At 42.8% G+C, this 26,335-nt stretch carries 17 protein-coding genes and 1 pseudogene; 11 read left to right on the forward strand and 7 right to left on the reverse strand.

What is annotated here, in order from left to right; translation table 11 throughout:
- The first annotated feature begins 2 nt into the window (after positions 1-2).
- Both VQ643_RS09005 and VQ643_RS09010 read left to right on the forward strand, forming a co-directional pair.
- A complete protein-coding gene (locus VQ643_RS09005; RefSeq protein ID WP_414199384.1) occupies positions 3-1,004 on the forward strand; it encodes a hypothetical protein in 1,002 nt (333 codons plus the stop codon).
- A gap of 78 nt (positions 1,005-1,082) precedes the next feature.
- A complete protein-coding gene (locus tag VQ643_RS09010) occupies positions 1,083-1,274 on the forward strand; it encodes a hypothetical protein (protein WP_414199385.1) in 192 nt (63 codons plus the stop codon).
- A 62-nt stretch (positions 1,275-1,336) separates the two neighbouring features.
- On the opposite strand, the gene VQ643_RS09015 is transcribed toward VQ643_RS09010, so the two are convergent.
- Together VQ643_RS09015 and VQ643_RS09020 are read right to left on the reverse strand one after the other, a co-directional pair.
- Positions 1,337-2,260: a c-type cytochrome gene (locus VQ643_RS09015; protein ID WP_414199386.1), complete on the reverse strand. Its 924-nt coding sequence runs from the start codon at positions 2,258-2,260 to the stop codon at positions 1,337-1,339.
- A 10-nt stretch (positions 2,261-2,270) separates the two neighbouring features.
- Complete coding sequence (locus VQ643_RS09020; protein ID WP_414199388.1) at positions 2,271-2,906, reverse strand: c-type cytochrome; 636 nt, start codon at positions 2,904-2,906, stop codon at positions 2,271-2,273.
- A 343-nt stretch (positions 2,907-3,249) separates the two neighbouring features.
- Between VQ643_RS09020 and VQ643_RS09025 the strand changes: the two genes are divergently transcribed.
- The 7 genes and pseudogenes from VQ643_RS09025 (at position 3,250) to VQ643_RS09055 (ending at position 15,171) form a co-directional block, all read left to right on the forward strand.
- Positions 3,250-3,873 carry a YjfI family protein gene (locus VQ643_RS09025; RefSeq protein WP_414199390.1) on the forward strand — a complete coding sequence of 208 codons (624 nt, stop codon included), beginning with the start codon at positions 3,250-3,252 and terminating at the stop codon, positions 3,871-3,873.
- A 16-nt stretch (positions 3,874-3,889) separates the two neighbouring features.
- A complete protein-coding gene (locus tag VQ643_RS09030; RefSeq protein ID WP_414199391.1) occupies positions 3,890-4,588 on the forward strand; it encodes a PspA/IM30 family protein in 699 nt (232 codons plus the stop codon).
- A gap of 66 nt (positions 4,589-4,654) precedes the next feature.
- Positions 4,655-5,311 carry a hypothetical protein gene (locus VQ643_RS09035; protein WP_414199393.1) on the forward strand — a complete coding sequence of 219 codons (657 nt, stop codon included), beginning with the start codon at positions 4,655-4,657 and terminating at the stop codon, positions 5,309-5,311.
- A 179-nt stretch (positions 5,312-5,490) separates the two neighbouring features.
- Positions 5,491-7,536 (forward strand): hypothetical protein, encoded by a 2,046-nt coding sequence (locus tag VQ643_RS09040; protein WP_414199395.1) that lies wholly within the window; start codon positions 5,491-5,493, stop codon positions 7,534-7,536.
- A gap of 19 nt (positions 7,537-7,555) precedes the next feature.
- Positions 7,556-12,487, forward strand: a pseudogene (locus tag VQ643_RS09045) (DNA repair ATPase); the annotation flags it as partial.
- A gap of 447 nt (positions 12,488-12,934) precedes the next feature.
- Positions 12,935-14,275 (forward strand): cytochrome c, encoded by a 1,341-nt coding sequence (locus VQ643_RS09050; RefSeq protein ID WP_414199397.1) that lies wholly within the window; start codon positions 12,935-12,937, stop codon positions 14,273-14,275.
- Positions 14,275-15,171, forward strand: a complete 897-nt coding sequence (locus VQ643_RS09055; protein WP_414199398.1) for a c-type cytochrome — start codon at positions 14,275-14,277, stop codon at positions 15,169-15,171. Before VQ643_RS09050 ends, VQ643_RS09055 begins: the two co-directional genes overlap by 1 nt.
- Positions 15,172-15,226: 55 nt before the next feature.
- Here the strand turns inward: VQ643_RS09055 and plsB are convergent, their stop codons facing one another.
- The 3 genes from plsB to rapA form a co-directional block, all read right to left on the reverse strand.
- Complete coding sequence (gene plsB / locus VQ643_RS09060; RefSeq protein WP_414199400.1) at positions 15,227-17,707, reverse strand: glycerol-3-phosphate 1-O-acyltransferase PlsB; 2,481 nt, start codon at positions 17,705-17,707, stop codon at positions 15,227-15,229.
- A gap of 125 nt (positions 17,708-17,832) precedes the next feature.
- Entirely contained in the window at positions 17,833-18,531 is a 699-nt protein-coding gene (gene tsaA, locus VQ643_RS09065; protein WP_414199411.1) for a tRNA (N6-threonylcarbamoyladenosine(37)-N6)-methyltransferase TrmO, read from the reverse strand.
- A 16-nt stretch (positions 18,532-18,547) separates the two neighbouring features.
- Complete coding sequence (gene rapA, locus VQ643_RS09070; protein WP_414199402.1) at positions 18,548-21,376, reverse strand: RNA polymerase-associated protein RapA; 2,829 nt, start codon at positions 21,374-21,376, stop codon at positions 18,548-18,550.
- A 147-nt stretch (positions 21,377-21,523) separates the two neighbouring features.
- On the opposite strand from rapA, the gene VQ643_RS09075 reads away from it, so the two are divergent.
- Both VQ643_RS09075 and ccoM read left to right on the forward strand, forming a co-directional pair.
- Complete coding sequence (locus VQ643_RS09075; protein WP_414199403.1) at positions 21,524-21,685, forward strand: hypothetical protein; 162 nt, start codon at positions 21,524-21,526, stop codon at positions 21,683-21,685.
- A 188-nt stretch (positions 21,686-21,873) separates the two neighbouring features.
- Complete coding sequence (ccoM, locus tag VQ643_RS09080) at positions 21,874-21,993, forward strand: cytochrome c oxidase subunit CcoM (RefSeq protein ID WP_414199405.1); 120 nt, start codon at positions 21,874-21,876, stop codon at positions 21,991-21,993.
- A 109-nt stretch (positions 21,994-22,102) separates the two neighbouring features.
- Here ccoM and VQ643_RS09085 read toward each other — a convergent pair whose 3' ends face one another.
- Positions 22,103-25,558: a NahK/ErcS family hybrid sensor histidine kinase/response regulator gene (locus tag VQ643_RS09085; protein WP_414199406.1), complete on the reverse strand. Its 3,456-nt coding sequence runs from the start codon at positions 25,556-25,558 to the stop codon at positions 22,103-22,105.
- A gap of 38 nt (positions 25,559-25,596) precedes the next feature.
- A complete protein-coding gene (locus VQ643_RS09090) occupies positions 25,597-26,028 on the reverse strand; it encodes a GNAT family N-acetyltransferase (protein ID WP_414199408.1) in 432 nt (143 codons plus the stop codon).
- Positions 26,029-26,335: the final 307 nt, after the last annotated feature.

Genomic DNA, 26,335 nt, shown 5'->3' on the forward strand with positions numbered 1-26,335 from the left:
TTATGAAGGATAGATTTACCAATCCATCAGCCGCTATTTTGACAACCCTGGCTAAGGGCTTTGAGGCTCCCGAAATTACACTCCAATTTGATGATATGGCGGCAATCAAACCTGCCGAGCTTAAAAAAATAAATAAGCTTTGTCAGACCTATCAAGACAGAATAAATGTACGATTTTATGGTATGTATGGACAGGAAGAACAGTTTGATGCTCAGGTATTAGTGCATCTTCCAGATGTTACTAACCTTACTATTAACTGTTTGAATGCTGTGCTAAATCCAGAATGTCTTTATCAGTTGTCGCACTTGCGTCATTTAGATTTTTCACCTTATTTGTGGACAGATGTTGAGTTTTTGCAGCATTTTGCTCATCCAGAACAGTTTATGTCATTAGAATTTCGTGATATTCGAAACCAAAAACTCAATATGCAAGCTTTAACACGCTTTCCTAATTTAACCTCTTTAGTGTTGTGGGGGCAGGGGAAAGGTATTGAAAGTATCAAAAGCCTCAAGCAGCTTAAAAAGTTACAGTTGAGAAAATTTCCTCACCTTGATTTATCAATACTCAATAATTTACACCAACTTGAAGAGTTATTTTTATACTCAGGCGCGCAAGATAATTTAGAAGCCATTCAAGCACTACCTATACATACGTTGAAAATTGATGGTATTCGAGGTTTGCGTAGTTTGGGTGAGCTACAGCGTTTTGGTTTGCTAAAAAACTTAATTATTGAAAACCAAGGGCAGCTTGCTGAAATAGATTTTACTAATTGCCAGCATTTGCAAATAGTTAGCTTAAGAAAACTAAAAGGCTTGCAGCGGTTAAAAAATATTCAGTATTTAACGCACCTTAAAAAGCTGTATTTACAAGCAGTTAGCTTAGAGTTCTTTACTGAAGTTGCTCCATTTTTACCAAGCAGTTTGCAGTGCTGTAGCGTTTATTCATTAGCGACTAAAGAGAATAAAGCGATTAACCAGTTTTTAAAGGAAAAGGGATTGAAATAAGCTGTGACTCTGTAGTCAGGAAATGTTTATAGCATTGTGCTATCATGTTTGATTCTTGCAAAAGATCAGGAGGACAAGATGAGTGTGAAAAATGCACAGGAGTCAGAATTGACGAGTGAAATGATTGCTCGCCAAACAGCGTTGTTCTTGAAAAAAGGTGGTAGTGTTGAGCGAGTGCCTGTAGGTCATAGCGCCCAAACAGCACAATACGTTAGTCAATTCAAACGCTCTAATACTAAGAACCGTAAGCCGCCAACACCAGTAAAATAGAATTAATAAAAAAGCCGCTCCTAATTATGATTAGGTAGCGGCTTTTTTACGCTTAAGCGTTATTACTTAGTGCCTTGCCCTAAAATAACGCCATTCACTTTTTCGCCATATAGGTTAACACCATCATTCGCATGGTATTTAACGCGGGTTTCTTCTACAGAACCATTTACTAAACGCGGATCTTGTGGGCGCTCATGGCTGTTCATGTAGGCTGCCACATCCCAAGCTTCTTGGTCGCTTAGTGTGTGCCCTTTACCTAATGGCATGTTAGCTTTAATGAAGGTTGCAGCCGTGTTGATACGGTGCATGCCTGCGCCCCAGTTAAAGGAGTCTTTGCCCCAAAGTGGTGGGAAGGCGTAGTTTTCACCTACTTTTTGACCTTCACCATTAGGGCCATGGCAATAAGCGCATTGGTCTGCATAAACCTGCTTGCCACGCTCTAGGCTATAGCCATCTTTGGGTTTTGCTACGTTAGGGTAGGCACGGCCAGGTAACTCTACACCTGTAGGTGCATTGGTGGCTAGCCAGTAAGAGTAAGTGATCAGCGCAGTCATTTCTGGGCTATCTGCAGCTGGTGGCTTGCCATTCATGCTGAATTGAAAGCAGCCTTGAATGCGCTCAGCATAAGTATTGACTTTGTTGTTTTTGCTGCGGTAAGCAGGATACATACCATATGCAGCCCATAAAGGTGCTGCATTAGCTAGGCGGCCTTGATCCATATGGCAGTTAACGCAGTTTAAGCCGTTGCCAACGTATTCAGGCGCTTCACGCTTGGTATCAACAAAGATCGCGTGGCCTTTACGTACCATTTCACCAAATGCGTTGTCAGGCAAGTCGGCTTCGAGTGGAGGCACATGGTAGCTTTCGCCGGCTGCTTTTTGCGCAGAAGGCTGTAGTTGAGACTGATCATCCATTTTAATTGGTGTGGCTGCCAAGGCTACACTAGTAACACTAAGAGCTAAGGTGCTTAATAATAGTTTTTTCATGGTCATCACCTTATTTACCTAAACCTGAGAAATACTGGGCAATGGCATCTATTTCGCTTTCAGTGAGTGCGCGTGCGATATGGCCCATTAAGTCTGCATGGTCATTTTTACGAGTGCCGTTTTTCCATGCATGTAGTTGGTTTTTAAGATAGCTAGGATGTTGTCCTGCTAAAGGTGGAAAAGATGTGCCAACACCAACGCCGCCAGGGCCGTGACATACAACACACTCTGGAATATTGCGTGTCCAGTCGCCGCGCAAGGCAAGCGTTTCACCTTCGCCTTCAGGTTTTTTGGCACGTGTCACTTCAGGTGTTTTTGGTGATTTCATGGATGCAATATATTGTGATACTGCAAGTGCTTCCTCGTCTGTTAAACCGTTAGCAATTGGTAGCATGATAGGGTTTTGACGAGTACCAGAACGGAAATCGTGAATTTGCTTGTTTAAATATTCAGCAGGATAGCCTGAAATATGAGGGAAGCCGCCTGCATCCATGCCCATGCCTTCTGGGCCATGGCAAGTGATGCACGCAATGGCGCCTGGATTGGAGCCGCCTTTTTGGTAGATAGCTTGTCCGTCAGCAGCTAAAGCAGAGCTGACAGCGGTTGCAAGCAGTCCACCGCAAATCAATTTTGTGATTGAACGCATTTATTATTCCTCGCAGGATTTAACTGTAGGTTAAGTACAGTTTGTTCACAGTCGCCGTCTTCTTATTAGTAGTGTATTAGTACTTTTTATAGGGATAGGTTTTCTAGAATCCTATACTTAAATTGTATCTAAGCTTATTCTAAAAAGTGCTTAGACCTTAGTGAAAATAACTAATATGGCGCTAGTCTATTTACTTCTATGGGTATACCCATTTTAAAGGGCCGTGATTCTATCAGTATTTTTAGGTGCCCGCGAGTTTGGTAAAACCTTGTAAATAAATGGTTAATTAAAAATATCACATGTAAGTGTTTACTTTTTACATGTAAGGATGTAGTTTGTGCTTATGGACAAGAAATCATCAGCCTATTATCAGCGTCAGTTTCGTCAGCGTTTACGTGAGCAGGGTTTAGTCAAAAAAGAAGTATGGATCTTGCCTGAAAATGCTGCGCAATTGAACTACATTGAACGCAAGTTACGTCACTCTATTACGACAGCGCTTGCCGCAACCGAAGAGGGAATAGAGGTTATGCCTAACTCAGTATGGACAATTTCACAGTTGCATCAGGCGTTAAGTGCAACTTCACTTGTGCAAAGTAATGCAGTGCAAGTAGAGGTTATTGATGGGGTTGAACCTAGTCTGCATGTGGTTATGCGAGAATATGGCGATCTACCTATTTTTATCGCCATCATGGGTGAGCAAATTATTGCCGAAGTAGTTTTGTGGCCGGCTAGTGATATTGCGGATAAACCTAAGTTTCATGAAGAAGTATTGCGCAGCCATAAATTTTTCCCATTATCCAGTATAGGTTTAGAGATACTGCCAGATGGTGAAGAGTGCTACATCATGTACGGTGCACTCAGCGCTACATCTAAAATTGAAAATGTTGTATTAGAGCTTGAAGTACTAGCCGACAATGTTATGAAAGCTACAGCAGCGTTTGAATCTTTTTTACCAGCAATCAGCTAATTGCAAGGAGTAACCTATGAACGTATGGAGCAAATTAATGACCGCTCTTCGTGGCGGCGCCAATGAGTTAGGCGAAGCTATGGTTGATAGCCAAGCAATGCGTATTTTAGATCAAGAAATTCGTGATGCTGATGAAGAGTTAAAAAAAGCCCGTGAAGCGCTAGCCGAGATCATGGCTAAACATAAGTTAGCTGTAGATCGTGCTAATAAAAGCCAAGCAAAAGTTTCTGAGTATGAAGAGTACGCAGTTAAAGCACTGGAATCGGGTAATGAAACACTGGCGCTGGAAGTTGCCGAAAAAATAGCCTTGCTAGAATCAAGCATGAAGGAAGATAAAGAGCAAAAGGAAGCTTATGCACGTAGCGTAGAACAATTGCGCCATTCTGTGCAGCAGGCGCAAAGCAATATCAAGCGCCTTAAACAGCAAGTAGATACGCTAAAAGCGACGGAAACAGTGCAAAAAGCACAAGTAGCTGTTGCTACGCGTCAAGGTGGCTCTCAAGCAAAACTGCATACTGCGTTAGAGTCATTAGAGCGAATCAAGCAAAAACAAGCTGAGCGTAGTGCAAAGTTAGAAGCCAGCCAAGAAATTGTTGAGCTTGAAGATGCGGATGCTCAGCTTCAGAAAAAACTGCGTGATGCAGGGATTTCAGCAGATACTAATAGCGCTAATGCTATTTTGGAACGTTTGAAAGCCAGAGCAGTCCAAGAATAAATTATGGGAAATAGCGGCTACTTATTAAGTTAAGTAGCCGCCCTTAACTACAGGAGTCCCTCGCTGATGGAGCTATTCTTTAATACCATCATGCAGTTTCCCGTTATCGTGCTTACCTTTTTGCTGTGTATTGCCATTGTTTATTGGTTGATTGCAGCATTAGGGATAGTTGAAGTCGATGTGCTGGACTTCGATATGGAAATTGATGGTGTCGTACAGGGTAAGCTTGAAGGAGCATTAGAAGCCTTTGCTGGTTTATTAATGCGCTTAGGCTTGGTTGGGATTCCAATTACTCTTCTTCTTACTGTTTTATTCTTTTTTGCTTGGTTGGTAGGTTATTTTGTGCAATTGCTATTGCTCAATCACTTGCCTTTAGGCTGGTTTGTTTATCCGATAGGTATAGTTGTTTTAATAGGCGCACTTTTTGTGGCTATGTTTTGCACTGTTGTAATTTGCCGCCCGTTAGGATCATTCTTTCGTAAAGCCAAATCTATGAATAGCCATCCAACTATTTTAGGGCGCACTGCAGTTTTACGTAGTGGTAAGGTTACTCCTTCTTTTGGTGAGGCGTTACTAGAAGATGGTGGTGCTGGTTTGCTGCTTAAAGTAAGAGCTAAAGAGCCTAATAGCTTTAAACGTGGTGATCGTGTTGTGCTAATTGAATATATCGCTGATCAGCATGTGTACTACATTGTTAGTGAGAGTGAGTTTTCTGGATCATGACAAAGTGTGACTTTGAGGTGGTTTGGCACTCTCTCAACTAGATATTCTCGATCAGCCCGTTAGCAGGTGTTAATGTGTGCTAGGTCATCAAGGAAAATGACAAAGGGCTTAGCCCTTATATATTTAACTCTTGCCAATATGGCAAAAATTATTAATGGGATACAAGGAGCACGCAACGCATGAGTATGGCTACCTTAATGCCTTTCCTAATTGGAATAGGTCTTTTCTTCTTAGTCATTATTGGCTTTTTTGCATTATTTAAAGCCTTCTATATCAAAGTGCCACAAGGTACGGCTTTGATTGTCAATGATATGTCTTCAATGCCTAAAGTGCACTTTACAGGTGCTTTAGTTTACCCAGTGATTTACAAAAAAGAGTTTATGAAAATCTCTTTATTAACACTGGAAGTTGATCGTCGTGGTAAAGATGGTTTGATTTGTCGTGACAACTTACGTGCTGATATTACAGTTGCTTTTTATTTGCGCGTAAATGAAACCCAAGAAGATGTGTTAAAAGTAGCTAAAGCTATTGGCGTAGATCGTGCCTCTGATCGTATTGCAGTTAATGAGCTATTTAACGCTAAGTTTTCAGAAGCGTTAAAAACAGTGGGTAAACAATTTGATTTTGTGCACTTGTTTGAAGAGCGTCAAAACTTCCGTGATCGTATTATTGAAGTTATAGGTAATGACCTTAATGGTTATGCGCTAGAAGACGTTGCGATTGACTATCTTGAACAAACGCCGAAAGCCTCATTAGATCCATTTAATATTTTGGATGCTGAGGGTATTCGTAAGATTACTGAATTAACGGCTACGCAAAACGTTATTACTAACGAACTTGAGCGTAATGAAGAGTTAGCTATCAAGAAAAAGAACGTTGAAACGCGTGAAGCTACTTTAGAGCTTGAGCGACAACAAGCAGATGCGGAAGCACGTCAGCAGCGTGAAATTGAAACTATTCGTGCTCGCGAACAAGCAGAGACCGAAAAAGTACGTGAAGAAGAACGTTTAAAATCTGAGATGGCACGTATTCAAACAGCACAAGAGTTAGAAGTGCGTGAAGAAAATCGTTTGCGTGAAGTAGAAGTAGCTGAGCAAAACCGTGAACGTGCTGTGGCAATTGAAATTGAAAAAGTCAATCGTGCCCGTGAGTTAGAAGTTGTTTCTCGTGAACGTGAAGTAGAATTACAGCGTATTGAAAAAGAAAAAGCCTTAGAAGAAGAGCGCAAAAATATTGCTAGCGTTATTCGTGAGCGTGTAGCCGTTGAGAAAACTGTTGCGCAAGAAGAAGAACGTATTAAAGAAGTGCGTGAAGTATCTGAGGCAGAGCGTTTAAAACAGGTCACTGTATTAAATGCACAAGCTCAAGCTGAACAGGAACTCGTTCGTCAGGTTAAACAAGCAGAAGCGGATGAAGCCACAGCTAAACATAAAGCAGTTGAAGTCAATACCATGGCGCAGGCTGACCTTGAAGCAGCGGCCAAACAAGCAGAAGCGAAAATTCGTTTGGCCGAAGGTATTCAAGCTGAGCGCGCAGCACCTGGGTTAGCGGATGCTCGTGTACGTGAAGTGCAAGCTGCTGCTTTAGAAAAAGAAGGTATGGCGCAAGCTAAAGTCAAAGTTGAAGTTATGACGGCTCAAGCTCGTGGAGATGAAGAGCAAGGCTTGGCACAAGCCCGTATTACTGAAGCCCATGCACAAGCGAAAGAGAAAAATGGCTTGGCAGAAGCTAAAGTGCTGGAAGAGAAATTAACGGCTCAGGCACGTGGTGAAGAACAGTTAGGTTCATCGAAAGCCAAAGCCAATCGCGATATTGGTTTGGTTGACGCCGAAGTATTACGCGAGCGTTTCAAAGCTGAAGCCGACGGCTTACAAGACAAGTTCAATGCCTTAAATGGCCTAGGTGATACGGCACGTGCGCATGAAGAGTTCCGTATGCAATTAGAAAAAGGCTTTGATCAAGCTATGGCTGAAATTGCAGCTAATAAAGAAATTGCACGTGAACAAGCTGAAGTGCTATCAGCTGCCTTATCTAAAGCGAAAATTGAAATTGTGGGGGGAGAAGGCGACTTCTTCAATTCATTTGCTAAATCCTTATCTGTAGGTAAAGCCATTGAGGGCGTTGTAGGCAAAAGCCCGGTGGTGCAGAACATTTTGCAAAGCGTTTTAGCTCGCGCTAATACTCCAGCGAAAGCAGCACCTAGCAACAATGATGAGCAAAACTAAGCAAAGATAGGGAAAGGTAATGGCTGAAGTTCAGGACGCAGCACGCGAACAACACGTATTAGATCAAGCTGTCGCACAGGGCGGAGCCTATGAAGTGCTCAAGCGCCGATTGCACGAACAGGGCAGTAGTTTGCAGGCTGCGACTGAACGTTTAAATACAGCACGCCTAAACGAGTTTGGCTCAAGCCAAATGGAGGTCATAGGGCGTGTCCGTATTCATACCGAAAATAACTGTTTAGCCCGTGATATTGTCAGTGTCGCTGGGCTACTCGTATTTGGCTATAACGTATTCTTTGGCTTACGTAAAGAAACCCAATTAGCGGATGTTTTTTCCCTATATCGTTTAGTCGAAAATGAACAAGGTTATGATGTCGAAAGCGTGCCTTTGGCAGGCAGTTTTTTAGACAGCACGTCGTTTAAAAATGATTTTGACGAGCTATATACCTATTACAAAAATACACGTCTAATTGAGCTAACAGTACGTGATGGCAAGCTACTAGCCGGCTTTCAAATTGGCGAGCGTATTACCGATAGACGGGTATTTCGCTGGGAAATTTCAGCAGATGGCAAAACCATTACCTATTTAGATAATCGAGGTGAACGCGACTTAGCATTACCAACACCTTTTGATTTTGAATGGCAAAAAACTACGCGGGAAATGGTGGTACAAGGCCGTCATCCACATATCAATATTTTGGACACAGTTTTTGTTGAAACGGTAGGCGGTGATTTAACCGTTAAAGTAGAAAATAATACGCAAAGTGGGCAGGGTATTTATAGCGAGCCTGTCATTGATAAAAGCCAATCCTTAGATGATGCACAGGTTGAATATGCACAGTTAGGCGGCTTAATTCTGTTAAGAATTTTGCCGTACCGTGAAGAGCAATGGCGTTATTTGATTTTTAATACCTTAACTGAAAAGGTTGAGCGCATTGATGAAATAGGTATTTCTTGTCGTCAGCTGCCAGAAGATCATGGTTTGATCTTTCCAGGTGGGTATTACTTACAAAATGGTGATTATAAAAAGTTTGAACAGCCAATGGAGGGTATGCGCTTTAAGCGAGTTTTACGCTCACCTAATGGCGAAGATGTGCAATATGTGTTTTATCATCCAGAAGAAGGTAGAACCGCACTTTTTACCTACAACATGATTAGCCGCCAACTACAGAATCCTATATTTGGGCATGGACAAGCACGTTTCCCTGATGGGCGTATGGTGATCTTTTTTGCCGAAGGCAGTGAAGCGACACGTGTTCACCCGATGCAGGTATGGTCTACTCCTTTTTGCAGTGAAGAATATGCGGCGAGTCAACCGGCTAAAAATAGCTTTTATGGGCGTTTAGGGAATGCTGAGTTAGTACGTGGCATATCTGATTTATATAACTTAGCGCGAGAAATTAATAATGACCAAGTTTCTATCTCTCGTTATCAACAGCTGAGCCAAGACAGTCGTCGTTTATTTGATAGCTATCATTGGCTAAATGACAGCCATTGCGCCGATATTGCACCTGTTATTCGTGAAATTGTACAAACCAGTGAACTGGTACTGGATGAATACGAAAAAGTAGAAAGTATTCGTCAACAGTCAGCTCAAGCCATGCAGGCGGCTGAGCAACAGCAAAAAGAATTATTACGTGAAATCTCTATTACCGACTGGGATCACGTGCAGAACTATGTAGATGCATTGCAAAGTATCACTAAACGCCGCGGTGCATTACTCACCATTCGTGACTACCGCTATATTGACGTGGCGCGTATTGATGAAATGGGGCAGCAGTTGCTTGAGCTGTATGAGCAAACGGCACAGCGCACCGCTGCGTTTTTAATTAGCGATCAAGCATTACGCCCATTTACAGACCAATTAGAAAAGCTTGACCAACAAGCGCAAGCGGCGACCACAGTGGCGCAACTGGCAGAACCTGTAATGGCTATGGATAGCATGGGTAGCGACTTGGATATGCTATCTAGCTTAATGGCATCATTAAAAATAGATGACGCTACTCAGCGTACCGCCATTGTAGAAGCTATCTCAGAAATCTATGTGCTGCTTAACCAAGCTAAAGCGCGAGCGCAGCAACGTCGACGTAATTTAGGTAGCGCGGAAACTGTTGCTCAGTTTGGTGCGCAATTTAAGTTATTTAGCCAAAGCATTACCAATGCGTTGGGCATGGCGCGTGACCCTGAATCCTGTGATGAGCAGCTGTCACGTTTACTCGTGCAGCTTGAAGAATTGGAAAGCCAATTTGGCGATCATGATGAGTTCTTAAATGACATTCTAAGCAAGCGTGAAGAGCTGCTAGAAAGCTTCCAAAGTCATAAACAATCGTTATTAGATGAACGTCAACGTCGTGCACAAAGCTTGCAAGATGCTGCTGTCCGTATTTTAGAAAGTGTACAGCGGCGCACGGTGCGTATTGAAAACGCTGATGAACTCAATGCGTTTTTTGCAGCAGATCCGCTGATTTTAAAATTACGTGAGCTCAGTGCGCGTTTACGTGATTTACATGACAATGTCAAAGCAGATGATATTGAAGCACGTTTAAAAGCAGCGCGTGATAAATCAGTGCGCTCATTGCGAGACAAGTCTGATTTATTTGAAGAGGGGGGCAATGTTATTAAGCTGGGCCCTCGTCACCGTTTTAGTGTTAACACACAAGAGTTAGATTTAACGCTGCTACCACGGGGTGATGAGCTGTATTTTCATCTGACAGGTACAGACTTTCTTGAGCCGCTTAAGCATCAAGAGCTAGAACAATTACGCGCGTATTGGCAGACAGGTTTAGAGTCGGAGTCGGAGCAAGTCTATCGTGCAGAGTATTTAGCGGCATTGGTACTTGAAGCAGCCGATGCAGGGCATGGCTTTACCTTAGATGAATTGAAAAATCTTCTGAGCAAACCAGATGAGCTGACTAAGTTGGTGCGGGACTTTATGACGCCACGTTATAAAGAGGGTTATCAAAAAGGTATTCATGATCATGATGCCGCTTTGATTTTAACGGCACTGATTCCATTGCGTGAAAATGCTTACTTGCTACGCTACCCACCGCAAGTACGTGGTTTTGCTACTTTCTTTTGGAATCGCTGGCGCAACGATGTGCAAGCAGAACACTGGCCAGAGCGCGCACGTACGAGTGCTAATATTCGTCAATTATTTGGCAGCGCAAAGGGTTTGCAGCAGCTTAGCGAAGAAGTGAATCAGGCTATGGCGCAGTTTTTATCTGTGCATAATATTGCAGTGAATGAAAGCAATCGCTTGTTAGCTGCGCAATATCTAGTTGAAGAGCTGTGCCAAGAACACATAGGTTTTGAGTTTAGTAAATATGCTCGAGAGCTGTTTAATAGTTTAAAACAGCGAATGAGCACAGCGCATATGTGGGATACCTTTAAACAAGCGCTTGAGCGCTTGCGTGGGCGTCCAGATGCGCGCTGGTCGTTGGTCGAAAGCTGGCTGCAAGCTATGGTTGAAAATGACCCTGCATTAGGCTCTATCCAGCGTTTTATCCCAGAAGCAGTGCCTTTATTCTTAATTGATAGCGATTTCGCTTATAAGTTTACCGAAACCTCTCTTCAAAGTACTGTAGAAAGTTTGTTAGGCGAGCATAGCAATGTGCAAAATGGCGTTTTGCAATTGGCTGTAGATCAATTTTTTAGCCAAGTACAACGTCATCGTCATGAGTTTATTCCAGGCTTACAGCGTTACTTGGAATTACGCCAAGCGTTGCTAGAGCAAGAACGCTCACAGTTGCGGGTGGATGAATTTAAGCCTCAGCCACTGACCTCCTTTGTGCGTAACCGTTTGATTAACGAAGTTTACTTGCCACTTATTGGTGATAATCTCGCCAAGCAGATGGGCACTGTGGGCGACAATAAACGCTCAGATTTAATGGGCATGTTAATGCTTATTTCGCCGCCAGGTTACGGTAAAACTACATTAATGGAATACGTGGCAGATCGCTTAGGCTTAATCTTCATGAAGATTAATGGTCCTGCATTAGGCCATGAAGTACGTTCGTTAGACCCTGTGCAAGCACCTGATGCTACTTCGCGCCAAGAGTTAGAAAAACTTAATCTTGCCTTGGAAATGGGCAGCAACGTAATGCTCTATGTTGATGATATTCAACATACACATCCTGAGTTTTTACAGAAATTTATCTCCTTATGTGACGGTACACGCCGTATAGAAGGAGTTTGGCGCGGTCGTACAAAAACCTATGACATGCGCGGTCGAAAATTTTGCGTAGTCATGGCAGGTAACCCTTATACCGAATCAGGCGAAGTCTTTAAAATTCCAGATATGTTGGCAAACCGTGCGGATATTTATAACTTGGGCGATGTGCTGGGTGGTATGCAAGATGCCTTCGCGCTTAGCTATATTGAAAACTGTTTAACATCCAATAGCGTGCTAGCACCTTTAGCAACACGTGATCTTAAAGATTTGTATTTATTAGCAGATAAAGCACAAGGAAAAGAAATTTCTACTAATGCACTCAGTTATAGCTACAGTGGTGCAGAAGTAAATGAAATTACCGCTGTCTTAAGCTGCTTAATGCAAGTGCGTGATGTTTTGTTAAAAGTAAACTTGCAATACATTGCCAGCGCAGCTCAAGCGGATGAATACCGCACGGAACCGCCATTTAAGCTGCAAGGCTCTTATCGAAACATGGCAAAAATTGCTGAGAAAATTTCTTCAGTTATGAACCAAGCAGAGCTAGAGCAGTTAATAGATGACCATTACCGTGGTGAGGCACAGCTCTTAACCACAGGTGCAGAAGAAAACCTACTAAAACTAGCAGAGCTACGTGGTGTATTAACTGAGGAACAAGCGCAACGCTGGCAACAAATCAAACAAGATTACTTACGCAACAAAGCCATGGGCGGCGCTGATAGCGATGTTGGGCAGCGCGTAGTAGGACAGTTGGTTGATTTAGCAGGCAACATGGGACGCATGGCAGACAACTTTGATAAAGCCACCTTTATCTATAAAAAGAAATAAAACACTATAAAAGCTAGCCCTGAGCTTTAAACTAGGGCTAGCTTTTATCAACTAAACTCGTCAAACACGGCTGAAAAATAACTCTAATTTTCATCTCTATTCTGATTCCTCATTTAGACGACTGCGAAAGCTTTTATGGAAATTAGTCATGTAACACGTGAGTCTTTGCGTGATTAGCAGAAAAAGCTGAAAAATACGATCAATCCTAAGGTTTTATTACAGGATGTGGAGAGACTAATAGGTCATTTCAAAGGGAGTGACACAGGTCATCACATTAGTTCACAAAGTTATAGAGTTATTTTCTATTATTCCGTTATATTTATATCTAATAACGATAAGCATATTTCTAAATCGACTAGAGCTGATTTAGGTATCCGTGTTGAAACTGAGTAAGTTGAGGTTGTAATGAAAATACTCAAGAAGTTAGTAGTGACAGGTGTAGTCGGTTTTGTTGCCGCCTTTGCACTCGCTAAATCTGTCCCCTATTGGTATGCAACCACGCATAATGAAGAGGTTGATTTAACGGATGCGGCGTTAATTAAAAAAGGTGAGCAAGCGGCGATTGCTGGGGATTGTGCGGCTTGCCACACCGTTCCTGGAGGCAAGCCTTTTGCGGGTGGTTTGGCAATGCAAACGCCAATGGGTGCAATTTATTCAACCAATATTACGCCGGCAGCAAAAACAGGTATCGGCGAATACTCTTATGCTGAATTTGAACGAGCGGTAAGACAGGGAATTCGTAAAGACAATACTTCACTTTATCCTGCGATGCCGTTTCCATCTTTCCAAATTGTTGAAGATGATGAAATTAAAGCGATGTATGCGTATTTCATGACTCAAGTTCCAGCAGTTGAACAAGAAAACCAAGACTCGACTATTCCATTTCCGTTTAACTGGCGCTGGCCATTAGCCTTGTGGCAAATCACCTTTGCTCAGCCTCGAGCGTTTGAGCCTATTGCACAAGCTTCCGCACAAGTACAACGAGGTCAATACTTGGTTGAAGGCTTGGCGCACTGCGGCGCTTGTCATACGCCACGGGGCATTGCCTTTCAAGAGAAATCACGCAGTTTAGCGGATGGCGATGCCTATCTTGCTGGAGCTGTTTTAGAAGGCTGGTATGCTAAAAGCTTAAGAGGTGAGCATTCAGGTTTAGCGACTTGGAGTAAAGATGAGCTCTTTGACTTTTTAACCACAGGTCGCACGCAACGCACAGCAGCCTTTGGTTCTATGGCAGATGTTGTTGGGCATAGCACGCAGCATATGCATAAAGAAGATGTGTGGGCAATCGTGGAGTACATCAAGCAATTGCCTGTTAAACAAGGCATGAGTGAACAGTCGCCAGTGCAGTTAGATCAAACGACTCCTGCTTTGTTAGCGGGTGATTACACAGCCAAAGGTGCTTTGGAATACATGGAAAACTGCGTTGTGTGTCATCGAGCGGATGGCCGTGGTGCACCACGTATTTTCCCAGCTTTAGCAGGTAATTCTATTGTCTTTGCAGAAGACCCTAGCTCTTTGATTCAAGTAACGCTAGAAGGCGGTGCTATGCCTAAAACACCGGCGGATAAAATGGCTTTTGTAATGCCAGGTTTTGACCATTTAAGTGATCAGGAACTCGCTAACATTCTTACCTTTATTCGCACAGGTTGGACTAATAAAGCATCCAGTATTGAAGTTAAAGACGTTGCGCATATGCGTGAGTTAGTAAGTAATAAGCCGCAGCATTATATTCCGGAGGCACAGTAATGAAACGCATGACTCAAGGCTTGGCAGTTGTTTCTTTGTTAGTGCTTTCCAGTGCAATTGCAGCGGAAACAGGTAATTCATTTTTACTTGATAAACTGACGGTTAAAGATAAGGAAGGCAATATAGTTGGTAGTTATCAAGTGCCTAAAGATAGTGACATTTTAAAGCATGAAAATGCAGAGCAAATTCTGTATGGCAAGCGTTTGTTGAATGAAACCAAGCGGCTCTTGCCAGATAATGTAGGAGCAATGATGAACTGCAATAGTTGCCATGTTGATCAAGGCAAATTGCAGTATGGCGCGCCTTATATCAATACCTATAGCTCGTTTCCGCAATTTAATCCGCGTTCTGAAAAAGTAATGACACTGGCCGAACGTATTAATGGCTGTTTTAGACGTTCCATGAATGGTAAGCCTTTACCTATAGAAGGCAAAGAAATGCAAGCCATGCTGGCCTATATGAAATGGTTAGGTGAGGGCATTCCAATGGGGGCGAAAGCTGTTGAGGTAGTCAATGCAGGGCCTATTGATATGAGCTTAACGCCCAATCCTGAACGGGGTAAAAAGATCTATGCAGCACAGTGTGCAAGCTGTCATGGCGAAAATGGCGAAGGTTTAAAAGACCAGCAAGGCGATATTATTTTTCCGCCACTATGGGGAGATGAGTCCTTTAACATTGGTGCGGGCTTAGCACGTACTTATAAAGCGGCTAGCTTTGTAAAATACAATATGCCAATGGGGATGAGTAAAACCAAGCCTTGGGGGCAAGGCGGCTGGATGAGTGATCAGGATGCAGTAGATGTTTCTGAATTCTTTACGCATATGCCTCGTCCTGACTTTGAAGGCAAAGAGAACGATTGGCCAAGCGGTAAAAAACCAAAAGATGCCCGTTACTAAAACAACAAAAGGATGCCTGATGGCATCCTTTTTTATTTTTTCCTAGAAAACCTAGCTAAGTTAATGGTGAAAACTCATCTTCATCATTGGTCACTTGGCGGATAGATAAGCGTATTTCTGCAGGTAATACACGGCGGGCAACGCTTTCAACTAATTCATTTAGCTTGCGCGTAAAGCCAATTTTATTTTCAGCATTTTTCCAAAGTACACGCTCAGTAAAGAGTGTTTGGGTAAAGTGACGGAAAAGCGTCTTATCAAAAAATTCAGGTGCATTAATACCATGCAAAATAGATAGGCGTTGAGCCATTACAGTAGAGAGTTGTTCTAGCTCTTCGGCGGTTAATTGGTATTGCCCTTTATTAAGCAGTATCGCTAAAGACATATAGAAGCGTTGTAACGTTGGACTGATAGTACGGGCCATTAGCGTTAAGAATACATAGCGTGGTGAGCTAGGGGCAGGGCGCTGATAGTAATCTCCTTCTAAAGACAGTATGCCTTGCTCCAGAAAAGCGTTGAGCCATTGATTAATAACTTCTTCAAGTTGCTCTTTTTCAAAACGAATAAAGAGTTCAGCACGTAAGAAGGGGTAGAGTGTGGCTGTAAAGCGTATGACTTGTTCACGGCTCATGCGTGAATTGCTATGAAAATAACTCATAATTAAGCCGGGTAAAGCAAACATATGCAGTACATTGTTGCGATAGTAAGTCATTAAAACAGCATTCTGTTCATCAAGGTAGCAAATCCGCCCTAGAGCATCTTCTTGTTGCGCAATTAGCTTCATCTCTAAGGCAAACTTAATCATGCTTTGCCCATCACCTGTCGGTAATGAAGAAAAGTCTGAGTAAGGTACTGAGCGTAGTAGTGCTAAATATAAGTCTAATACTTTTTCGAGCGCTATTTCATCTAACGCTAGACGGCTAGTGGATAGCAGTACCATAGCTACTAAGTTAGCTGGGTTGATAGCTGCTGCTGCATTAATATTGGTCGCAATTTTTTCAGCTAGAGCATGCGTTGTTGGGCGCAGCCACTCTGGTTGGGCGTTTTCATCATAGCTTTGTTCTTGCCACTGAGGTTGTTGGTTATTTAAAAACTCAGTGAGCTTAATAGGTTCGCCAAAGTTAACCGCCACTTTACCAAAACGCTGTTTGCGAATACTGGCTAGCACTTTAAATACATCAAAGAAAGATTCTTTTTTCTTTGATTTCCCTCGTAGCTCACCCAAGTAAGTTTTACCTTCCAGTACGCGCTCATAACCAATATAAACAGGTACGAATACTAGAGGTAAACGGTGCGAACGTAGGTAATTTTGTAGCGTGATAGCCAGCATGCCTGTACGTGGTTGGAGCGTACGACCAGTGCGAGAGCGACCGCCTTCAACGAAATACTCTACCGGAAAGCCACGCCGGCATAAGGTGTGCAGATATTCATTAAAAACAGAGGTATATAACGGATTGCCTTTAAAGGTGCGGCGCATAAAAAAGGCTCCGCCTCGACGTAAAAGTCCACCTATTACAGGCATATTTAGATTAATTCCTGCGGCAATATGTGGAGGCGTCAAACCGTTCGCAAATAACAGGTAAGACAACAGCAGATAATCTACATGACTGCGATGGCAGGGTACATAAATCACTTCGTGGCCAGGTGCAATCTCTCTGAGCCCTTCGATATTTTTAAGGTTAATGCCGTCATAAAATTTATTCCAAAACCAACTAAGTACTAACTCTAAAAAGCGAATAGCAATATAAGAGTAATCTGATGCCATTTCTTTAGCGTAGCGAAGCGCTTTTTTCTGGGCTTTTTCTAAGCTGATATTTTCTCGTTGAGCTTCTTCGGCAATGGCTTTTTGAATGGCAGGTTCATGAATAATGGCTTTAACTAATGTACGACGGTGCGATAAGTCAGGACCAATCACAGCCGTTTTAGTATTTTTAAAATGGACACGTAAAACACGGTCGATTAAGCGTTCTGTGCGTTCTTCGCCTTTTCCTTGCTCAACAAGGCTGCGAATAGAAATAGGCTGGGCAAACTGTACGCGTGTTTTTCGCCCCAGAAATAAAATGGTAAAAAAACGACGTAAGCGGCCAGTAACAGCCCAGCTGTCTGCAAAGATAAGTTTCCAAGGGCTGGTTTCTCTATCGGGCGATTGCCCCCAGAAAACATTTACAGGCACTACTTTTATATCTTCAACTTGCCCAGATTCTACTGCATGCACCCATTTTTTAAGCATAGGTGCGACCTGTGGCTTAACTTTTCGACCACTCCACTGTGGTTTTTCACGCAAATAACTATAGCGGCTTTCAACTGCAAGATTATTGCTATTAAGCGGATCCATTAAGGATTTTAGCTGTGCTTTGCGGCATTCGTTGTCTAGAACAACAAGATCACTGGTAAAGGCCTGTGGTAGAACGTAAACCACCATGGGGTCTTGCTGTAACTGCTCAAATATAGAGCTATCAATGGTTTCTGAGCGAACCCAGAGCAGCATTACACGGCGATAAATAGCAAAGCCAAAACGGCGAATTGAAGAAAAACTCATAAAGAATACTGTCGCTGAAAAAGATTGAGTTAGTGTGCAATAAATGCCGCAAAATGGGTAATTTATTTACAATCTTCCTGTAAACGATCAAGAAAAAGCTTCTTAGGGTGTTTAATTACCAAGAACTAATGGTGAGCCAGCTCTACTGAAAGAACATGAATACTATGTGCTGTGGGATAGTGCCATGTGACATTTAAATCCCAAAAAAGCGCGCCATAAATACGCTGCGGGCTAGGTTTTTGATAAGCCGGTTTGGGGTCTTGTGCTAGGCATTGTTCAATCAGTGCCACAATAGGTTGTTGTAAACGCTTGGCATGGGCTTGTGCTTGGGCTAGTGCGTTAGTTGAAAAGCTAACGGCTATTAGGCTAGGTGGCTCTGGCGCAATGAGATTTTGTGCTGTAGGTATAGCATCGGAGTAAGGTACATAAGGCTTTATGTCTAAAATGGGTGTGCCATCTAGTAGATCAATACCTGAAAAGTAAAGTCTGTGTTGATTTATACGTTCTAGTTTAACAACAGATTGACCAATATTATTAGGGCGGTGAGTTGCACGTGAAGCAAAAACACCAATAGATTGGTTGCCACCCAAACGTGGTGGGCGAACGGTCAGGTGTGGCGTGTCGGTTAAGGATTGGTGGAATAAAAAAATCAGCCAAACATGAGAAACCTGCTCTAGTCCAGCAAGGCTCTGTGCTTGGTTATAAGGTGCAATTAAGGTTAATTCAGCCGTTGCCGCTGGGGCTAACGCAGGCTGCCTTGGAATGGCAAATTTCTCTTTAAAGCAAGAACGCAAATAGCCGATAGGCTGTACTTCATAGCTAATTGCGTCCTTGTTCACGTTAGGCGGCCACTAGAATACGAATTGCATCTAGGCGTAGAACAGCACTATCTAATGCTTTTAGTGCTTGTGCTAGACGTGTTTTTAACGCATTAATCTCATCGTCACGCACGCTTGGGTTAACCAGTTGTAGCGCTTCTAAACGAGAAATTTCTTCACCCAGTTCAGCCTGTATGGCTTCTTTAGCCTGAATAATACGGGCTTGATGTTCAGGTTGCATTTTGGCTTCTGCTGTGGCAACAAGCTTGAGGATTTCAGCTTGCTGGGCGCGGACAAACTTGGTGGCGGTTGCTTTTGCAACATTTTCCACTTGCGCGTGGAGGGTTTCAAATGCAACGTGCTTAGCAATATCATTGCCTTTATTATCAAGCAGCGCACGTAATGCATTGCAAGGCAGATAACGGCCTAGTTGTAAATGTTTAGGCGCTAAAGCTTCACTTAAGAAGATTAATTCTAGTAATACAGTACCTTGCTTAATAGCTTTGTTTTTTAGTAATACAACCGAGGTATTTCCCATGCTGCCAGAGAGCACTAAGTCCATACCGCCTTGGACCATTGGGTGCTCCCATGATAAGAACTGCATGTCTTCGCGGCTAAGGGCTAGCTCTCTATCATAAGTAATGGTAGTGGCTTCGTCATCGCCCAACGGGAAGTCAGCATCTAGCATCTTCTCGCCAGGACGTAAGATAAAGGCATTCTCTGAATGGTCTTCGCTATCAATTCCATAAATATTAAATAGCTGTTCCATATAGATAGGCAAAGCAAAGTCTTGGTCTTGAGCATTAATAGCATCTATTAATGCTTGGCCTTCGCCTGTGCCGCTAGAGTTCAATTCTAATAAACGATCACGGCCTTTTTGTAGCTGCGCTTCTAGCTCTAAACGTGCTTGCTGCGCCTTTTCAACTAACGCCATATCTAATGATGAGTTGAGCATGACGGCTAGTTCATCAACAAAGCTGGCTTGCAAGGCATTACCTGTTGGGCAGGTGTTAGTAAAGGCATTTAACGCTTGATCATACCAAGTAAATAGGCGTTCTTGTGCTGTGTCCAAAAAGTAAGGTACATGAATTTGGATACGATGTTTCTGCCCTATACGGTCAAGACGGCCAATACGTTGCTCAAGTAAATCAGGGTTAGCAGGTAGGTCGAACAAAACAAGATTATGGCTAAACTGGAAGTTGCGTCCTTCGCTACCAATTTCGGAACAGATAAGCACATGTGCGCCATCTTCTTCTTGAGCAAACCAAGCAGCTGAGCGATCTCGCTCAATAATACTCATACCTTCATGGAACACTGTAGCTGGGATACCTTCGCGTGTACGCAAAGCTTCTTCCAGCGCTAAAGCAATTTGTGCATGGGCGCAAATAACCAGAGTTTTTTCTCTTTTTAACTCTTTGAGCTTCTCAATCAGCCAGTCAACGCGTGGATCAAACTCCCACCATTCAATACGGCTGTACTCTTCCGCATAAGCCACTTCAGGGTATAAAGAGGCTGGGTAGTCTAAATTAAATTCGTGGTAGGCCTGCGGCATCTCTAGAGGCACAGGATGTAGATCGCGCTCAGGGAAGCCTTGTACTGCTGCGCGTGTATTACGGAACAGTAAGCGTCCAGTGCCATGACGATCAATTAACTCGCGAATTAAACGTTTGCGAGCGGCTTCGTCGCCTTCGCTTGCTGTTTTTACGAGTTCAGCAGAATCTTTACCTAAGAATGACAAAATATTCTTTTGTGCTTTTTGTGTTAGCTTGCCTTTTTCCAGCAGTTCACGAACAGCATCAGCAACAGGTAGATAATGCTCACTTTCTTGTTTAAAGGCTTCAAGATCATGGAAACGATGTGGATCAAGTAAACGTAAACGAGCAAAGTGGCTTTCTTGCCCTAGCTGTTCAGGGGTTGCTGTTAATAGCAAAACACCAGAAATACAGGCAGCAAGTTGCTCAACTAATTGATATTCAGCACTTACTGCGTTTTGACTCCAAGTTAAGTGATGAGCTTCATCTACTACTAATAAGTCCCAGCCCGCTTTTATTAATGCGTGTTGAGCTTCTTGATCATGGCTAATCCAGTTAGTAGCTAGCAGGGCCAGCTGGCAATCCTCAAAAGGGTTTTCTGCATCGCTGGCAAGGAAGCGCTCTTGATCGAACAGGGTAACTTGCAGGTTAAAACGGCGACGCATTTCTACAAGCCATTGATGCTGTAAGGTTTCAGGAACCATAATCAATACGCGTGCGGCTTGTCCATTCATTAGCTGGCGATGAATAATTAAGCCAGCTTCAATGGTTTTGCCTAAACCTACCTCGTCAGCTAATAGCACACGTGGAGCAATACGATCTGCCACTTCTTTGGCAATATGTAATTGATGTGAAATAGGCTGAGCGCGTACTCCAGCAAGCCCCCAAAGGCTGCTTTGCTCTTGTCGGCTGCGATGTTCTAGCGTGCGATAGCGTAATGAGAACCACGAGCGGCGATCAATCTGGCCAGCAAAAAGACGGTCAGTTGCCAGACGAAATTGAATGAAGTTAGAGAGTTGCGTTTCAGGCAGCTCTATCATTTCACCGTCTTCATTTGTGCCTAGATAAATAATAAGCTCATCAATATCTTTGACATCTTCAACGACCATTTTCCAGCCATCAAAGTGACTGATTTCATCGCCCTCTGCAAAACGAACGCGGGTTAACGGCGCGTTACGTACGGAGTAAAGGCGCGTTTCGCCGGTAGCTGGATAGAGAATAGTTAAGCGTTGTCCATCGCACATTAACACTGTGCCCAATCCTAATTCAGCTTCGCTGTCACTAATCCAGCGTTGCCCCGGGTGAAACTGCTGCGTCATTCTAATCTCCGCAAGTATAAAAAAGGCGCGATATGGTAAATCAAAAGTTAGCTAAGATCACGGTATTCGGGTATTTTTGTTGTAATTTCAGCCAAACGTTTAAATTAGATTGGTTTTAAATAGGTAACAGAAAGGTAGGTGATGGCTATGAATGATAAGGAAACTCTACCCATTTCATTGGATGAAGAACGCGCTAAGCGTATTCATAATAAGCATGAAAGTAACTTGCAAAAGGTTCGAAAAGCCTTCGAGCAAGCGTTTCCTTTAGTTAAAAAGAAGAAAGCTAAGTCTAAGAAAAAAGGCAAGTAATAGATGACAGCAAATTAGTCGACGAATGGTTAGCTAGTAAAAATGCGAGCTGTGGCTTAATTTATCTTTTTAATACCCATAATTTTAGTGTAAGTATAGGTCGTTTTGACAGGCGTCAATAGTTAAAAAAATATTAACAGTACATTGAGGCTATATAAACATATGCAACACTGATGGGGAGCGCATATATGTACACCGATATCGTAATTATTGCTGGTATAGGAACAGTAGGGTTAATGGTGGCGTTCCTCGGAGCATTCGCCTATTTCGTTTGGAAGTTTGATAAAGATAACGATAAGCAAAAGTAACTTCCAAATTACAGAGCACGCAAGGCAATTCGGGCAGCTTCGGCTGCCTATTTTTTTGCCGACAATTTTATTATCCCTAGCCGTGTTTTTGCTAGGGATAATGATTGACTTAGTTTTTATTTATAGCGTTAAGTAGTGCGCGCAAGGCCGCAGGTTTAACTGGCTTGCTTAAAAAGCTCAACTGATTGCTATGCGCTTCTTGGCTTAGTTCATCGCGTCCGTCAGCGCTAATGACAACGCCAGGTAAGTCTGCATTTAGCTGGTTGCGTAGCCATTGAATAATGCCAATACCTGTTTGTCCATCATCCAGATGGTAGTCCACAAGAGCAATTTTTGGGATTACGCCAGTGTTAAGTATTTGTTGGCATTCCTGCTGATTACGTGCTGTATGAACATCACAGCCCCAGCGGCTTAATAAACTTCGCATACCAATTAGAATGCTGTCTTCGTTATCCACACAGAGTACGCACAGCTCATCTAGTTTATTATTAGTGCTAGCCACTACTTTTCGTTGTTCAGTAACAGGTGCTGCTAGACCTGTAGATAAAGGTACTTTAACTGCAAAAACGCTACCTTTATCTTGCCAAGATTTTACTTCAATGCTGTGCTTAAGCACTTTACATAAACCGTCTGCAATAGCTAAGCCTAGCCCCAATCCTTTTTCTTCTCGCGTGACATGGCTATCTAAACGTTTGAATTCTTCAAAAATAATTTTTAGCTTGTCCTCTGGAATGCCAGGCCCTCTATCCCATACCTCAATACGCACATGATCTTTACGATAACGCACGCCTAACAGCACAGTGCCATTGGCATAACGGAATGCGTTGGTTAGAAAGTTTTGGATTACTCGACGCAATAGGCGTGGATCGCTTTCTACCACTACATCACGATTATGCAGGCGGAATTTAATACCTTGTTCATTTGCTAGTGCATAAAACTCAGCACCTAAAGCTTCAAGCCAAGGTTTAAGTGCAAAGCTATGAATATTAGTGGTAATTCTTCCACCTTCTAAACGAGATATATCCAGTAAATCGCTAATTAAATCTTCTGCTGAGCGCAATGAACTGTCTAAGTTTCTAACGAGCGTGCGCACTTCTTCGGGTAGAGCATCTTGATGCCCTAAAGCGGCAGAGAACAAACGTGCAGCGTTCAGAGGTTGCATCAAGTCATGGCTAACGGCAGCTAAAAAACGCGACTTCGACTCATTGGCAGTTTCGGCTAAATGCTTGGCATGCTGTAACTGCTGATTCACCTTAGACAACTCATGCGTTCGCTCACTAACCCGTTGCTCCAAGCTTTCGTTGGATTCTTTAAGTGCGTTTTCAGCTTGGCGGAAAGCTGTAATATCACTGAAGCTCATCACAAAACCACCGCCTGGCATAGGGTTGCCAATCAGCTCAATCACACGCCCATTTGGAAATACGCGCTCAGAGGTGTGCGGAGTCCCTTGACGCATCCAAAATAAACGCTTACTTACGTGCATTTCGACATCGCCTGGGCCGCATAAACCTTTTTGCGCGTTATAGCGAATGATATCGGCAATAGGGCGACCGATTTGGATCAAACCTTCAGGGTAATTAAATAGCTTTATATATTGATTATTCCAAGCCACTAAACGCAAAGAGCGATCAACGACGCTAATGCCTTGGGAAATATTTTCAATCGCACCCTGTAATAGCGTTCGGTTAAATTGCAGCACTTCAGAGGCTTCGCCAACAATGCGTACAACATCATCAACTTGCATTTCACGGCCTTCAATTGCTGCTTGTACAACCACTCGTGTTGAAGATGCACCAAGTACGCCAGTTAGCAGGCGCTCTGTATGTGCAATCCATTCACTGCTAGCGTTTTGCGTCGGCGTGAAACCTTGCCCCTTGCGATAGGCAAAGCGAATAAAACTTTGACGCGCACGTTCTTCGCCTACGAAACGGCTAGCTAGCATCAGTAAATCTTTAATTTGTACAGATAGAGTGGATCTATTGCCAACATGCTGACCAATAAAACGGTTGGCTTGCCAGTGTTCAGATACGCGCGTTTTACTTAATAAAGAAACAATGCCATAAGTGGCAAAGTTACCAATGAGCGATAGTGCTACCCCCCAAGTAATAGCATCAATGGGGAGGTTGAAAGGTTGGCTATCAAGCCATGATATTAATGGGTAAGAATCTAATGACCAACCAAAGCTACTACCAGTGAGCGGTAGTACTAATAGATAAAGCCATAAGCTAAATCCAACAACCAAACCAGAAAATACACCTTTGCGGTTTGCAGTTTTCCAAATAAGTGCGCCAATCATCGCGGGGGCTAATTGTGTAATAGCTGCAAAAGCAACCTGCCCAATAGTAGCTAATGATGTGTTTTCATCAATAAAACGGTAACTGGCATAGGCTAACAACATAATAATTATAATACTGATACGGCGTATGCTAAGCATCCAGGTGCGGAAGGTTTCAAAGGGTCTGTCGGTGCTACGTCCTCGTAATAATAGCGGAAGCAATAAATGGTTAGAGAGCATGGTAGATAGCGTAATAGAGGCAATAATCACCATGCCAGTAGCAGCAGAAGCACCGCCAATAAAAGCAATTACAGCCAGTGCAGGATGGCTTTGCGCAAGAGGAATACTAATAACATAAGAGTCGGCAATCACGTTATCAGGTAGTAGTAGCCGTCCAGCAAGGGCAATAGGGATAACAAATAGGCCTATGAGTAATAAGTAGCCAGGAAATATCCAGCGCGCTAAACGCAAATCGCGTGATTGATTATTTTCAACAACAGCAACGTGAAATTGGCGCGGTAAGGTATAAATAGCCATCATGGCCACACAGGTTTGTACTAGCATGGCTGGCCAGTTAACCGTTTGTTCCCAATAAGACTGTAATTGTGGTGCTTGGGTGGCCTGACCAACTAGATCAAAAACGCCATCAAACAAGCCAAAAACAACAAATAATCCTATCGCAATAAAGGCCAGTAGCTTTACTACAGACTCAAATGCAATAGCGTACATTAATCCACGATGATGCTCAGTTACGTCAACATTACGAGTGCCAAATAAAATTGCAAAAAGTGCTAAAGCAACAGATACAATTAAAGCTGTTTGATAGGTGGTGCTATTAGGCTCGTTGCCTGATAGCAAATTAACCCCCATCACAATACCTTTTAGCTGTAAGGCGAGATATGGCATTGTGCCAATGATAGAAATAAGCGTAATAATGACTGCAAGGCGTTGTGACTTACCATAGCGCGCAGCAATAAAATCAGCAATTGAAGTAATATTCTCTTGCTTACTAATAAGCACAATCTTTTTAATGACCCAGGGTGCAAAGAGCATCAGCAGCATTGGGCCTAAATAGATAGGTAGGAATGACCAGATCTGATTAGCGGCCTGACCTACTGCACCGAAAAAAGTCCAACTAGAACAATAAACGGCCAGCGATAAGCTATATATAGTACCGCGCACAGGTGCAGATAGCGGAATACGCCTGCGATCACCATAAAACGCAATCAGAAACAAAACCGCCATATAAGCAAACGCAAGTAGCGCAATAAAACTAGGAGAAAAAGACATGGCACAACCAACCTGAAAATTTACCTTGCTAAGTTACCTCATAGTGAATGCGCATGCAGCATAGAAATAAGCGGTTTAGTTAATTGGTAGCGCGTTAATTTATCCTCTAAAGATTCAGGTAACCCGAATTCGCAGCGTAAAAAACCATTTTTGTCGTAAAAAGGAATTAACTCAGGCAGGCAAAATAGCCAGACATCATGGATATAGTTACTCAATACCTTATTAAGTAGCATGCTAGCTAGGCCTTGGTTGCGAAAATCAGGTGCTATATATAAAGCATTGAGCCAGTGCGCTAAGGTTTCAGTAGGTGTGATGCAAACACTACCGATAATATCCTTACCTTTATATAGCGCCCATAAGTGAGTATCAGCAGGCATCTTCATTTGACTCTTATAGGTTTTATGGAATTTTTCTAATAAAGGGCGTTCTAGTTCTGATAGCTTGAGTATCTTAAATTCAGTAGTGTTCATTCTTACTCCTCAAATAGTATGACTACAGCGCGAACCTAGCACTTTACCAAGCCCAGCGAAAAAACTTTAACTATTTTGAAAATAGCTGTTGACATAAATCAGTCGTGCTGTAGAATGCGCGTCCACCAACAGGGCAGCAGGTTAAACGGTTGATCTTGTTGAAGTTTCAAGGGTTTTCAGTTCACAAAGAAGTTAAACGAAAGTTTAAAATAATCCTTGACACTAAGTTAGGTTGCTGTAAGATACGCAGCCTCGATTGAGACGACGAGTTGTCTTAATCACAGTTCTTTAAAAATTGAATCAAGCA

Source organism: Pseudomonas sp. F1_0610 (assembly GCF_047470865.1).
Classification (GTDB): Bacteria; Pseudomonadota; Gammaproteobacteria; order Pseudomonadales; family Pseudomonadaceae; genus JAZDRH01.